The sequence below is a fragment of the Streptomyces sp. NPDC002564 genome (assembly GCF_042889645.1).
In the GTDB taxonomy this organism is placed as follows: domain Bacteria; phylum Actinomycetota; class Actinomycetes; order Streptomycetales; family Streptomycetaceae; genus Streptomyces.
On sequence record NZ_JBIARE010000001.1, the window covers coordinates 1469023 to 1482634 of the forward strand.

General features: G+C 73.4%; 10 protein-coding genes. 5 read left to right on the forward strand and 5 right to left on the reverse strand.

Features of this window, described 5'->3' with window-relative positions; translation table 11 throughout:
- Positions 1-8 precede the first annotated feature (8 nt).
- The 5 genes from ACFYXE_RS06695 to ACFYXE_RS06715 all read left to right on the forward strand — a co-directional run bounded on the left by ACFYXE_RS06695 (position 9) and on the right by ACFYXE_RS06715 (position 7135).
- Complete coding sequence (locus ACFYXE_RS06695; protein ID WP_361181404.1) at positions 9-302, forward strand: DUF503 domain-containing protein; 294 nt, start codon at positions 9-11, stop codon at positions 300-302.
- Between the two features lie 48 nt (positions 303-350).
- Positions 351-812: a 30S ribosome-binding factor RbfA gene (gene rbfA, locus ACFYXE_RS06700; protein WP_361181406.1), complete on the forward strand. Its 462-nt coding sequence runs from the start codon at positions 351-353 to the stop codon at positions 810-812.
- Entirely contained in the window at positions 809-1717 is a 909-nt protein-coding gene (truB, locus tag ACFYXE_RS06705) for a tRNA pseudouridine(55) synthase TruB (protein WP_389309379.1), read from the forward strand. Before rbfA ends, truB begins: the two co-directional genes overlap by 4 nt.
- 271 nt (positions 1718-1988) lie before the next feature.
- Entirely contained in the window at positions 1989-5978 is a 3990-nt protein-coding gene (locus ACFYXE_RS06710; RefSeq protein WP_389309382.1) for a trypsin-like peptidase domain-containing protein, read from the forward strand.
- A gap of 197 nt (positions 5979-6175) precedes the next feature.
- Positions 6176-7135 (forward strand): bifunctional riboflavin kinase/FAD synthetase, encoded by a 960-nt coding sequence (locus ACFYXE_RS06715; RefSeq protein ID WP_361180576.1) that lies wholly within the window; start codon positions 6176-6178, stop codon positions 7133-7135.
- A gap of 108 nt (positions 7136-7243) precedes the next feature.
- Here the strand turns inward: ACFYXE_RS06715 and ACFYXE_RS06720 are convergent, their stop codons facing one another.
- The 5 genes from ACFYXE_RS06720 to ACFYXE_RS06740 are packed head-to-tail and all read right to left on the reverse strand — an operon-like array spanning position 7244 to position 13339.
- Entirely contained in the window at positions 7244-8317 is a 1074-nt protein-coding gene (locus ACFYXE_RS06720; RefSeq protein WP_389309385.1) for an ABC transporter ATP-binding protein, read from the reverse strand.
- Between the two features lie 29 nt (positions 8318-8346).
- Positions 8347-9414, reverse strand: coding sequence for an ABC transporter ATP-binding protein (locus ACFYXE_RS06725; RefSeq protein ID WP_389309388.1), 1068 nt, complete (start codon positions 9412-9414; stop codon positions 8347-8349).
- On the reverse strand, positions 9411-10346 hold the full coding sequence (locus ACFYXE_RS06730) for an ABC transporter permease (RefSeq protein WP_389309391.1): 936 nt from the start codon (positions 10344-10346) through the stop codon (positions 9411-9413). The genes ACFYXE_RS06725 and ACFYXE_RS06730 overlap by 4 nt, the downstream gene beginning before the upstream one ends.
- The gene (locus tag ACFYXE_RS06735; RefSeq protein WP_389309394.1) at positions 10343-11437 is read right to left on the reverse strand and encodes an ABC transporter permease; all 1095 of its coding nucleotides are present in this window, start codon (positions 11435-11437) and stop codon (positions 10343-10345) included. Before ACFYXE_RS06735 ends, ACFYXE_RS06730 begins: the two co-directional genes overlap by 4 nt.
- Before the next feature lie 3 nt (positions 11438-11440).
- Complete coding sequence (locus ACFYXE_RS06740) at positions 11441-13339, reverse strand: ABC transporter substrate-binding protein (protein ID WP_389309397.1); 1899 nt, start codon at positions 13337-13339, stop codon at positions 11441-11443.
- Between the last annotated feature and the right edge of the window lie 273 nt (positions 13340-13612).

Here is a 13612-nt window from a genome sequence, read left to right on the forward strand (position 1 = left end):
GGACACACATGTATGTGGGGACTCTGTCCTTCGATCTGCTCCTCGGCGACGTACATTCGCTGAAGGAGAAACGCTCCGTCGTCCGCCCGATCGTCGCCGAGCTGCAGCGCAAGTACGCGGTGAGCGCGGCGGAAGTGGGCGGTCAGAACCTGCACCGGAGGGCCGAGATCGGTCTCGCGGCGGTGTCCGGCGACTGGAGCCATCTCACGGACGTACTGGACCGGTGCGAGCGCCTCGTCGCCGCCCGGCCCGAAGTGGAGCTGCTGTCGGTCCGGCGGCGGCTGCACGGCGACGATGATTGAACAGCAAGACAAGCCCAGGGAATGCCCGGGGATAAGGGAGACGGAGCAGTGGCCGACAACGCGCGGGCGAAAAGGCTGGCGGACCTCATCCGAGAGGTGGTTGCCCAGAAGCTGCAGCGCGGGATCAAGGACCCGCGGCTCGGAACGCACGTGACGATCACGGACACCCGGGTGACCGGTGACCTGCGGGAGGCCACGGTCTTCTACACGGTCTACGGCGACGACGAGGACCGCGCGGCCGCGGCCGCGGGCCTGGAGAGCGCCAAGGGCGTCCTCCGGTCGGCGGTCGGCCAGGCCGCCGGCGTGAAGTTCACGCCGACCCTCGCCTTCGTCGCCGACGCCCTGCCGGACAACGCGCGGGCCATCGAGGACCTGCTCGACAAGGCACGGATGTCCGACGCCAAGGTGCGGGAGGTCTCCGCGGGCGCCGAATTCGCCGGTGGCGCCGACCCGTACCGCAAGCCCGAGGACGACGACGCAGACGAGACGGACGGCGACGCCCGCGCATGAGCAAGAGCAGCACCACCACGCCGGACGGGCTTGTCATCGTCGACAAGCCGTCCGGCTTCACTTCGCACGACGTGGTGGCCAAGATGCGCGGGATCGCCAAGACCCGCCGCGTCGGGCACGCCGGCACCCTCGACCCGATGGCGACGGGTGTCCTCGTGCTCGGCGTCGAGCGCGCCACCAAGCTCCTCGGCCACCTCGCGCTGACCGAGAAGGAGTACCTGGGCACCATCCGCCTGGGGCAGGACACGCTCACCGACGACGCCGAGGGCGAGATCACCTCCTCGGCCGACGCCTCGAAGATCACCCGTGCTGAGGTCGACGCGGGCATCGCCAAGCTCTCCGGCGACATCATGCAGGTGCCGTCCAAGGTCAGCGCCATCAAGATCGACGGCAAGCGGTCGTACGCCCGCGCCCGCAAGGGCGAGGACTTCGAGATCCCGGCCCGGCCCGTGACGATCTCCGCCTTCACGGTGTACGACGTCCGCGAGGCCGTCGCCGAGGACGGCACGCCCGTCCTCGACCTGGTCGTCTCGGTCGTGTGCTCCTCCGGTACGTACATCCGGGCGCTCGCCCGCGACCTCGGCGCCGACCTCGGCGTCGGCGGTCACCTGACCGCGCTGCGCCGCACCCGCGTCGGCCCGTACAAGCTGGACTCGGCACGGACCCTCGACCAGCTCCAGGAGGAGCTGACCGTGATGCCGGTGGCCGAGGCCGCGGGCCGCGCCTTCCCGCGCTGGGACGTGGACGACAAGCGCGGCCGGCTGCTGCTCAACGGCGTCCGGATCGACATGCCCGAGGAGTACGCGGGGGCCGGCGCCGTCGCCGTCTTCGACCCGGAGGGCCGCTTCCTGGTCCTCGCGGAGGAGTCGCGCGGCAAGGCCAAGAGCCTCGCCGTCTTCGCGTGACGCGGTGAGACGTGGTGGAGCGGCGGACTTGAGGTCCGCCGCTCCACGATTTTCCCCACCGGTTTCCCCCACCGGTTTCCCCTACCGGTCGTCCCCCCACCGGGTTCCCCCACTAGAGGTGTGTCCACCGACGGCCGCCCATTCACCCCTTCGGGCAGGCGCTCGGAGTGAACCGCGGGGTCGCAAGGGGGCGCGTTCGGGCCGCGTTCTGTTCCGCTGATCACCCCCGACCTACGGTCGGAAGGGCGGGGGTGAGTGGGGAGGTTCGAGCATGGCGGGACGCGGCCCGCGGGCCAGGGGCACCGGACACGCCGGGGACACCGCGGACCCCGGGGGACCGGGCGGCGCCGCGGCCCCGCGCCCGGACCGGTCCCTGGTGCGGGTCTGCGACCTCGCCGGGCGCCCGCGCGGCACGGGCTTCGCCGCCGACGACACGGGCACGGTCGTCACCAGCCACGAAGCGGTCGACGGGCTCGCCCGCGTCGTCCTGCACGCGCCGGGCGAGCGCACCTGCGTGGTGCCCGCCGACGCGGTCGTGCCGCTGCCCGGCGCCGATCTCGCGCTCATCCGCACCGAGGGCCTCGGCCTTGCGCCCCTGCCGGTCGCCGCCCGGCAGGCCGTGCGCACCGGCAGCTACGTGCGGATCGCCGCACGCGGCTGGCGCGAGGCACGGGTCCTCGGCACGGCAGCGGTGACCTACACCGCCACGGACCGCTTCCACCTGGTGGGCGCCGCCCTGGAACTGGCCATCGGGACGGACGGCGCGGACGCGCTGCGGCTGGGCGGCGGGGCCGCGGGCGGCCCGGTCGTGGACGCCGCGTCCGGCGCCGTCCTCGCCGTCCTCGGGACAGCGCTGCTGCCGCAGGACCCCGGCCCCGCAGCCTCCGCAGGGGAGGGCGAGGACATCGGCCAGGACGTCTTCGCGCACCGCCCCGCGGGCTTCGCGGTGACGCTGCGGGACGCGGCCGCCGCCGACCCGGGCGGCCCGCTCGCCGAGCTCCTCGCGCGCAACGCCGCGACCGTACCCGCCTACGCGGACGACCTGAACCTCGCGGGCGCCCTGGAGCTGACGGCCACATCGGCGGGCTGCGACGGGCCCCGCGCGCCTTCCCACGAGCCGGTCGAGCGGCCCGACGTCGCCGCCGCCTTCGCCGCCTTCACCGGCGGGCCCGCGCGCGTGCTCGGCCTCGTCGGCGACCCCGGCACCGGCCGCACGACCGAGCTGGCCGCCCTCGCCGCCCGGCGCGCCGAGGGCGCCCGGCCCGCGCCCACGCTGTGGCTGCGCGGCGCCGACCTGCGGGGCACGGACGCGTCCGTCGCCGACGCGGTGGAGCGCGCGCTGGACCGCGCGGGGCGCATCCTCGCGGCCTCGGACCCGGCCGGTGCGGGGGACGCGGGGGAGCGGGGCCTCGGGGACATCTCGGCGGGGCGCGTGGCCCGGCTCGTGCGCGACGCGGGACGGCCGCTGCTCCTGCTGCTCGACGGTCCCGAGGAGATGCCGCCCGTACTGGCGCACGGCCTCGGCGCGTGGAGCGCGGGCACCGATCGGTGGCTGCGGGACACCGGTGCCCGGCTCGTCGTGGCCTGCCGCGCGGAGTACTGGGAACAGGCCGGCACCCACTTCGACGCGGCGTCGCTGCACCCGGCGGACGGCGGCGCGGGGCTCCCCGGCTGCGTACGGCTCGGTGACCTGCCGCAGGCGCAGGCGGGTGCGGCCCGCGCGCGGTACGGCGTCCCGGACGACGTGCTCTCCCCGGCGGACGCCTGCCACCCGCTGACCCTGCGGCTGCTCTGCGAGGTGCGGGCCGCGCTGCCGGACGACCCGCCGCCGGGTGCGCCGGGGCGCGAGGACGTCTTCGCCGCCTGGCTCGACCTGATGTGCCTGCGGGTCGCCGTGCGGCTCGCGGCGGCGGCCGGCCTGCGCGGGAACGCCGTGCGAAGGCTCGCGGCGGCCGTGTCCGGGCAGGTCCACGAGGCGGCGAGGCGCTGCCTGGGACCCGGCCAGGGCGAGCTGGACCGGGCGGCCTTCGAAGAGGTCTTCCCGTGGGGCGCGCTGACGGGCGGCGCGGGCGGCGAGGAGTTCCGGGGCTGTACGGGGTGGGCGTCGGCCGTGCTCGCCGAGGGCCTGCTCGTACCGGCCGGGACCGGTTACCGCTTCGCGCACGAGGAGGTGGCCGACTGGATCCAGGGCATGCATCTGGACGTCGACGGCGCGCTCACCGCGCTGGTCCACCGCCACCTGACCCCGACGCGTCCCGCAGGGGTCCCGGAACAACGACGGCGCCCGGCCCGCCCGGTGCCGGTCCCGCGCCACCGCATCGGCCCGGTGATCGAGGCCCTGCTCCTGCTGGCCCGCCAGCGCGGCGCGGCGGAACTGGCCTCACGCCTGATCGCCCTGACAGACCCCCTGACGGCCACCCCGGGCGCCCCCACGGACCCCCTGACGGCTTCCCCGACTGCCCTTACGGACCCGCCGGCCGACCTCACGGCTTCCCCGACCGTCCCTACGGGCCCCCCGGCCGAGCTCACGGACACCCTGACGGACCCTACGGACCACCCGGCCGCCCCCACGGACCACCCGGCCGCCCCCACGGACCCCCTGACGGCCTCCCCGGTCCACCCCACGGACACGCGCGCCACCGAGCAAGGCTCCGCGGACACCCGCCCCGCCGCGTTCGGGCCGGGGGAGTGTCGGCCCGCGGACTCTGGGCCGACCGGGCCCCGCCCCGGGGACTCCCGGCCCCCCGAGCCCCACGCCGCCGCCCCCGAACCCGTCGAGCCCCGCGCCGCCACCCCCGGACCCGCCACCCCCCGCCCCGACCCGCAGGACGCGGTGAACGGTGATGCCGTCTGGTGGGCCCGGCGGTTGGTGCGGGAGGTGTTGTCGCGGGTTCCCGATGCCACCCCGTACCTCGCCGTGCTCGAACCGCTCGCCGAGCGGGGCGTGTTCGGCACCGGCTTCTGGCTGGGACTGCCGCTCGCCGAGGCCGACCGGTTCGCGCTGCTGCGGCGGCTGGTCGTGCACGACGGACCGCCCGGTGCCCCCGGCCGCTGCCTCGACGCAGTCGCCGGGCTGCTGATCGCCGACCCGGCGCCCGTACAGCGACACCTCGCCCAGTGGTTCGCCGACGAGCGCCCGCTGGACGCCGCGCCGCACGCCACCGTCGCCTCCGCCGCCCAGGCACTGCTGCACACCCACCGGCACCGCGCCATGGACGCCCTCACCGAGGCCCTCGTCGACTGCGCGCACGCCCGCGGCGACGAACTCCTCGCCGCGCTAGCGGAGGAGGAGCCCTCCGCGGTCTGCCGCGCCGTCGACCGCTGGGCCCACGACGAGCGGCCCGCCCGCCGCGTCGCGGCCGCCGCCCACGCCCTGCGCGCGGCCCCGCACGCCAGGACCGGCGCCGACCGGGAGCTGCTGCGGTACACCGCCTTCGCGCTGCTCGGCCGCCCCGCCGACGACGCCCTGCACGGCGCCGCGCTCGCCCTGCTCGTCCACGACCCGCAGACCCGCTCCCGGCACCTGCCGCACGCCCTGCGCCGCTTCGTCGCCGGGGACCCCCGGCTGCCCGCGAGCGCCCTGGCCGCCGCCCTCGCCACCCACCCCGAGCCCGTCCTCGACGCCTTCCGCGCCCGGCTGCACGCGCCGGGACCGGCCGCGGCCGACGTCCTGTGCGGCCTCGCCGACGTGACCACGCCCGCCCTGGCCCGCCGCGTCGCCACCCTCGTGCACGACCTCCTGGAGGCCCGCCCCGAGGCGGCCGGACCCGCCGCCGCGTACATCGACCGGCGGCTCGACCACGGCCCCGACGTACGCGCCGTCCTCTTCCCCCTGGTGGCCGGGCTGCTGCACAGCCGGTACGTCCAGGTGCGGGCCGCCCTCGCCCCCGTGCTCGCCGCCCCCGGCACGCCCGCCTCGCGCACCCTGCGGGGCGAGCTGCTCGACGTCCTGCTCAGCCAGGAGCGGGACTGCGCCGTCCTGGAGAGCGTCCTGGACGCGGTGGCGCACGGCGTGGGGGAGTGCGGCGAGGACCGCACCCGTGAGCGCGTCCACCGCACCGGGCTGCTGCTGGTGCGCACCCCCGAGGGCGCCTCCCGCTTCGACCGGCGCCTGGTCGACCTGGCCCGTGGCCGCACCGGCTTCGCCGCGCTCCTCACCGGCTGGATCGCCGCCGCCCCGCAGGACTGGGCCGCCCTGGTCGGGCCCAGCGCCCGCCGCGTCATCGAGAACCTCGCGGGCGCGGTGCGCGTCCCCGCCTAGGGGCGGTCCGGAGGGCGGGCAACGGCTCGCCCGGCCCGGCCTGCGCCTTTCGGGCCGGGGACCGGCGGGGAGTGACCCCCGCCACTCCCTCCGGTGTGAGCCGCGACTCGTCGGCATGGCAGTCTTAGTCCTGCGCAATCGGCAAGGGGAACGTACAGATGTACGTGACGAATACGGGTTCGGCGAGGAGCAAAGAAGTGCAGCGCTGGCGTGGCTTGGAGGACATCCCCCAGGACTGGGGGCGCAGCGTCGTCACCATCGGTTCCTACGACGGTGTGCACCGCGGTCACCAGCTGATCATCGGGCGCGCCGTGGAGCGGGCCCGCGAGCTGGGCGTGCCCGCCGTGGTCGTCACCTTCGACCCGCACCCCAGCGAGGTCGTCCGCCCCGGCAGCCACCCGCCGCTGCTGGCCCCGCACCACCGCCGTGCCGAGCTGATGGCCGACCTCGGTGTGGACGCGCTGCTGATCCTCCCCTTCACCACCGAGTTCTCGAAGCTGTCGCCCGCCGACTTCGTGGTCAAGGTCCTGGTCGACAAGCTGCACGCGCGCGTGGTCGTCGAGGGCCCCAACTTCCGCTTCGGCCACAAGGCCGCGGGCAACGTGGACTTCCTGGCCGAGCTCGGCCGTACGTACGACTACGAGGTCGACGTCATCGACCTCTACGTGAGCGGTGCGGCGGGCGGCGGCGAGCCGTTCTCCTCCACGCTGACCCGGCGCCTGATCGCCGAGGGCGACATGACGGGAGCCGCGGAGATCCTGGGGCGCCCGCACCGCGTCGAGGGCGTCGTCGTCCGGGGCGCGCAGCGCGGCCGCGAACTGGGCTACCCCACGGCGAACGTGGAGACGCTCCCGCACACGGCGATCCCCGCGGACGGCGTCTACGCCGGCTGGCTGCACGTCGAGGGCGAGGCGATGCCCGCGGCGATCTCCGTCGGCACGAACCCGACGTTCGACGGCACCGAGCGCACGGTGGAGGCGTACGCGATCGACCGCGTCGGCCTGGACCTGTACGGGCTGCATGTCGCCGTCGACTTCCTCGCCTTCGTCCGAGGCCAGGCGAAGTTCGACTCCATCGACGCCCTCCTGGTCGCGATGGCGGACGACGTGAAGCGCTCCAGGGAACTGATCGAGACGGCACGAAACACCCAGCCCTGACACAGCGCCCCTGACAAAGCGCCCCTGACAAAGCCCCGAGGGGCGCTGTTCAGGGGCGCGGGGAACTGCGCGCCAAGCCCCCACCAAGGGCCACCCGAAGAGCACTCCCTAAGGCGCCCCGCCAGATCCCGCCCCGCCAGATCCCGTCCCGCCAGATCCCGTCCCGCCAGATCCCGTCCCGCGAGAGACCGTCCCGCCAGAGACGGCCCAGTGGCACGCGACCTGCGTCTCCCCACCCCCGGAGAGCACCGTCAGATCCTCCCCACGGCAGCGCTCCGCGACCCCCGCCCGCTCCGCCTCGCCCGAGGCGAGCACCTGGCAGCGTGCGTGAAATCGGCACCCGCCCGGAATCCGCGAGGGGTCCGGCGGCTCACCGGTGAGCACCACCGGATCCCCCGTCGCCTCCGGAAGCACCGACAACAGGGCCTGCGTATACGGGTGCTGAGGCGCCGTCAGGACCTCCTCCACCGTGCCGGTCTCCACGATCCGGCCCAGGTACATCACCGCCACCCGGTCCGCGATGTTCCAGGCGAGCCCCAGGTCGTGCGTCACCACCAGCGCGGAGAGCCCGAGCTCGTCGCGCAGCCGGAGCAGCAGCGCCAGGATCTCGCCGCGCACGGACGCGTCCAGGGACGCCACCGGCTCGTCGGCGACGATGAGTTCGGGCTCCAGGACGAGCGCGCCCGCGATGACGACCCGCTGGCGCTGACCGCCCGACAGCTCGTGCGGGTAGCGCAGGAAGAAGCGCTCCGGGGGCCGCAGCCCGGCCCGCGACAGCGCCCCCGCGACCGCCGCCCGCTCGTCGCCCGCGTACCCGTGGATGCGCAGCCCCTCCGCCACCGCGTCGTACACCGTGTGCCGCGGGTTGAGCGACCCGCTGGGGTCCTGGAGGACCAGCTGGACCCGCTTGCGGTAGGCCTTCAGGGCGCGGCTGGAGTAGTCCAGCGGCCGGCCGCCGAACGTCACCTTCCCCGAGGTCGGCGGCACCAGGCCGAGCAGTGAGCGGGCCAAGGTCGTCTTGCCGCAGCCGGACTCGCCGACCAGGGCGACGATCTCGCCGGCCTTGATGTCGAGGTCGACGCCGTCGACGGCCCGCGCGGTGGGCCCGCCGCGCCGCCCCGGAAAGGCGATGTGCAGGTCGGCGGCGGTCAGCAGCGCGCCGCCCGGCTCCTGAGTGGTCATGCGCGGTTCCTCTTCCCGGGGGCTGGGGGTCACGGCGTGCGCTCCGCCGCCGCGGGCGGGGACGTGGGCTGCGCCGGCAGCGGCGCGCCCGCGTGGACGCATGCCGCGCGGTGCTGCGGGCCCGCGTCCCGCAGGGCCTGGTCCTCCGTGGCGCAGGACTCGACGGCGACGGCGCAGCGGGGGTGGAAGGTGCAGCCCGCGGGGAGGGCGGACGGGTCGGGCGGGTCGCCCGGCAGGCCGCGCGGGGCGAACCGCGACGCCACGTCGCCGATGCGCGGGAACGCCGCCGACAGGGCCTTCCCGTAGGGGTGCCGGGCGTTCTCGTAGACCTCCGAGGCGGGGCCCTCCTCGACGACGCGGCCCGCGTACATCACGGCGAGCCGGTCGCAGGTGTCGGAGAGCACCGCGAGGTCGTGGCTGATCATCATCAGGCCCAGGTCCTGCTCGGCGACGAGCTGTTCGATCAGCCGCAGGATCTGCGCCTGGATCATCACGTCCAGGGCGGTGGTCGGCTCGTCCGCGATGATCAGCCGGGGGTCGCAGGCGAGGGCCATCGCGATCATGACGCGCTGGCGCTGGCCGCCGGACAGCTCGTGCGGATAGGCGTCCGCGCGGGCGGCGGGCAGCCCCACGTGTTCCAGGAGCTCGCCGACCTTCTTCTTCGCGCCCGCCTGGGTGGCCTTCTTGTGCAGCAGGATCGGCTCGGCGATCTGGTCGCCGACGCGGTGCACGGCGTTCAGCGAGTGCATCGCGCCCTGGAAGACGATCGAGGCGCCCGCCCAGCGCACCGCGCGGACCCGCCCCCACTTCATGGCGAGCACGTCCTCGCCGTCGAGCAGGATCTCGCCGGACACCTTGGCGCCCGCGGGCAGCAGCCGCAGCAGCGCCAGCGCCAGCGTCGACTTGCCGCAGCCCGACTCGCCGGCGACGCCGAGCTTCTGGCCCGCGTCGACGTGCAGGTTGACCCCTCGGACGGCGGCCGCGCCGTTCGCGTACGTCACCTCCAGGTCGCGCACGTCGAGCAGCCGGAACCCTTCGGTCGCGGTGTCCGGGCCGGGCGCCGGCGCCTGGTGTTCGTCTCGCTGTACGTCGTTCAACGGGTGGCCCCCAGCCTGGGGTTGAGGACGGATTCCACGGCGCGGCCGCACAGCGTGAACGCCAGCGCGACGATCGCGATGGCGAGGCCGGGCGGTGCGAGGTACCACCAGTGGCCCGCGCTGACCGCGCCCGCCTCGCGCGCGTCCTGCAGCAGACCGCCCCACGACACGCTCGTCGGGTCGCCGAGGCCGAGGAACGCGAGCGTCGCCTCGGTGAGGATCGCGCCGGAGATGACGAGGGTGGTCTGCGCGAGGACCAGCGGCATGACGTTGGGCAGCACGTGCCGGGCCATGATGTGCCCGTGGCCGCCGCCGAGCGCCTGCGCCCGCTCGATGTAGGGGCGGGACTCCACCGCGAGCGTCTGCGCACGGACCAGGCGTGCCGTCGTCGGCCAGGTCGTCACCCCGATCGCCAGGATGATCGTCCAGATCGAGGCGGACATCACCGCGGCCAGCGCGATGGCGAGGACCAGGGTCGGCATCACCAGGAACCAGTCGGTGATGCGCATGATCACCGTGGCGTACCAGCCCTTGAAGTGGCCCGCCGTGATGCCGACGAGGGTGCCGATGGCCACCGACAGCACGGCGGCGAGCAGCCCCACGGTCAGCGACATGCGCGCGCCCCACACCAGCAGGCCCAGCAGGTCGCGCCCGAACTGGTCGGTCCCCAGCGGGAATTCACCGCTCGGCGACTCCATCGGCTTGCCCGGCGCCGCCGTCACGCTCTGCGCGTCCGAGCCGACGAGCAGCGGCGCGAGGATCGCGGCGAGTCCGATCAGGACGAGCACGGCGAGCCCGAGGACCCCGGCCCGGTGCGTGCGGTACTCCCGCCAGAAGCGGGCGACGGAGTGCCGGCGGCGGGTCCGGGCCAGCGAGCGTGCGCTCTTGGCCGCGGGTACCGCCGGGGTGGTCGGTGCGGATTCGGTCGTCATCGGCCCACCCGGGGATCGAGCAGCGGATAGATCACGTCGGCCAGGGTGTTCATCAGGATCACCGCGACGGAGAACACGAAGAACAGCCCCTGCACCAGCGGCAGGTCGGGCACGCTCAGCGCCTGGTAGAAGAGCCCGCCGAGGCCCGGCCAGGAGAAGACGGTCTCGACGAGGATCGCGCCGGCCACGACCGTGCCGAGGTTCACGAACATCAGCGTCACGGTCGGCAGCATCGCGTTCGGCACGGCGTGCCGGCGGCGCACCAGGTCGTCGCGCAGCCCCTTGGCGCGGGCGGTGGTCAGGTAGTCGCTGCCCATCTCGTCGAGCAGCGAGGAACGCATGACCAGGAGCGTCTGTGCGTACCCGACGGCGACGAGCGTGATGACGGGCAGCACCATGTGGTGCGCGACGTCGAGGACGTACGCGAAGCCGGTCTCGCCGCCCGACTCCAGACCGCCGGTGGGGAACATGCCGGGGATCGGCCCGATGCCCACCGAGAAGGTGATGATCAGGAGGAGGCCCAGCCAGAACGACGGCACCGAGTACAGGGTCAGCGCGAGCCCGGTGTGGAAGCGGTCCCCGAGCCGGCCGTTGCGCCAGGCGGTGCGCGTGCCCAGCCAGATGCCGATGAGCGTGTAGAGGACGTACGCCGTTCCGGTGAGCAGCAGCGTCGCGGGGAGAGCGTCCGTGATCTTGTCCAGCACGGGAGCGTGGAACTGGTACGACGTGCCGAAGTCGCCGCTCAGGACGTTGCCGGTGTAGTCCCAGAACTGGGCCATCACCGGCTTGTCCAGGCCGAACTCCTTGCGCATCGCGGCCAGTTGCTCGGACGAGACGCGCTTGCCGCCCGTCATCTGCTTGACCGGGTCACCGGGGATCAGCCGGAACAGGAAGAAGCTGGTGACGAGCACGGCGAACAGCGACACGACCGCGCCGCCGAGCTTGCCCGCCACATAGAGGAGGTAGGCGCGGGTGTTGCGGGCGCGCGGCCCGCGGGCCGACGCCGGCCCGGCCGGGGCCGGGTCGCCGTCGGCCCCGGGGCCCAGCGGGCCCTCGGTGTCGAGCAGGGCGGGATTGCTGTCAGCGGTCATGCGTTACTCGCGGTCCTCTGCGGTCGAACGGCGGCGCAGGGCGAACAGGACTCCGCCGCCCACGAGCACCACCGCGGCAGCGGCGATACCGATGATGACACCGGTCGAGCTGCCGTCCTTGGAGGAACTCTTCCCATCCGCGGGAACGGCCGACCACCAGCTCCAATATCCGTCCTGGCCGTAGATGTTGCCCGCGGCCGTCGGCATGGTGGTGATGGACTTGATCTGGTCGGTGCGGTAGGCCTCGACGGCGTTCGGGTACGCGAGGACGTTCATGTACCCGGAGTCGTACAGCCAGGACTCCATCTGCTTGACGATGCCGGCACGCTTGGCGGGGTCGTACTCCGCGAGCTGCTTGTCGTACAGGTCGTCGAACTTCTTGTCGCAGATGAAGTTGTCGGTGGCGGCGCTCTCCTTGGCCTTCTCCGGCAGCGCGGGGCAGGTGTGGATGCCGAGCACGAAGTCCGGGTCGGGGTTGACGGACCAGCCGTCGAACGCCAGGTCGTACTCGCCCGCGTACCAGGGCACCGAGACGTCGTCGAGGCAGTTGACCTTCAGCCCGATGCCGAGGTCGCCCCACCACTCCTTGAGGTACTTGCCGACCGCCTTGTCGTTGGGGTCGGTGGCGTGGCACAGGATGCGCAGGTCCAGCGGCTTGCCGTCCTTGCCGACGCGCTTGCCGTCGCCGTTCTTCTGGTAGCCCGCCTCGTCGAGCAGCCGGGCCGCCCGCTTCGGGTCGTAGGACAGCTCCTGGTCGGCGGAGGGCTTCCAGGCGTAGTCGGAGAAGCGCGGCGGAATGTAGCCCGCGCCCTCGACGGCGTGCCCCTGGAAGACCTTGTCGACGATGGCCTTGCGGTCCACGGAGAGGAACAGCGCCTGGCGCACCTTCTTGTCGAGCAGCGCCGGGTTGCCGTCACCGAACTTCTTGCCGTCGCGCGTCTTGGCGCCCGGGTTGGTCGCGAGGGCGAAGAAGCGGCGCCCCGGCCCCTCGTTGACCTTGATGTCGTCCTCGTTCTTGAGGGACGCGGCCTGGGCGGGGGTGAGTGCGGGCTGTCCGGCGACGAAGGACACCTCGCCCTTGCGCAGGGCGGAGACGGCGGCGTCCTGGTCCTTGTACGTCTTGAAGACCAGCTCGTCGAACTTCGGCCGACCGCGCCAGAAGTCCTTGTTGGCCTTCAGCTTCACGTACTGGTCGACCTTGTAGTCCGTCAGGGTGAACGGCCCGTTGCCGACGACCGGGAAGTCCTTGTCGTTGTTGAACTTCGAGAGGTCGTCGACCTTCTCCCAGACGTGCTTGGGGACGATCGGCACGTCCAGGGCAGCCATCGTCGCCTGCGGCTTCTTCAGCTCGATGACCAGCTTGGTGGGGCTCGGCGCGGTCACCTTCTTGAAGTTGGTGACGAAGTTGGAGTTCGCGGTGGCGGTGCCCTCCTTGGACATCACCTTGTTGAATGTCCAGGCCGCGTCCTCGGCCGTCGCCTTCTTGCCGTCCGACCACTTCGAGTCGCCCCGAATGGTGTACGTCCAGGTCAGCTTGTCGGCGGAGGGCTCCCACCGGGTGGCGAAGCCGGGGATCGCCTTGTTGTCCTTCGCGTCGTAGTTCGTCAGGTACTCGTACGTGAGGCGGTGGACGCTGGTGCTGAGCAGCCGCTGGGCGAGGAAGGGGCTGAGCGAGTCGACGCTCTGCGCGACGGCGACGGTGAGCACCTTCTTGCCGTCGTCCTTGGCCTGCGCCTGCTGCGGGGCCGGGTTGAGCGGCGTGGCGAGACCGGCCGTCAGGGTGAACGCGGCGGCTCCACCGGCGAACAGGACCCGGCGGCGGTGGCGGTCGCGGGGGCGGGCTCTGTGCGGCGCCGCCGACTTCGGTACTGCTGCTCTGCCGTGCTGATCTTGTGTGTCCATGGGTCGGTGACCTCGCGTCATCGCTTGCACAGGGATGGCTGGTTGCACGCTGGTGGATCAAGGAACGTCAGCTGGTTGATGTGTGTTTACCAGCGCCAGTCTGCGCGCGTCAACGGCGGGTGAACCCCATGTGGCCTGCGGAAATAACGAGTTGACCGGGATTTCATCCGCATTGGTCAAGACCACTGACGCATGGCTGGTGAGGGCGTGGCGGCTGAGGCGGGGGCGACCTGACCTGGCGACTACGCCAAGCCGGTGACATGCCCGTGGGCC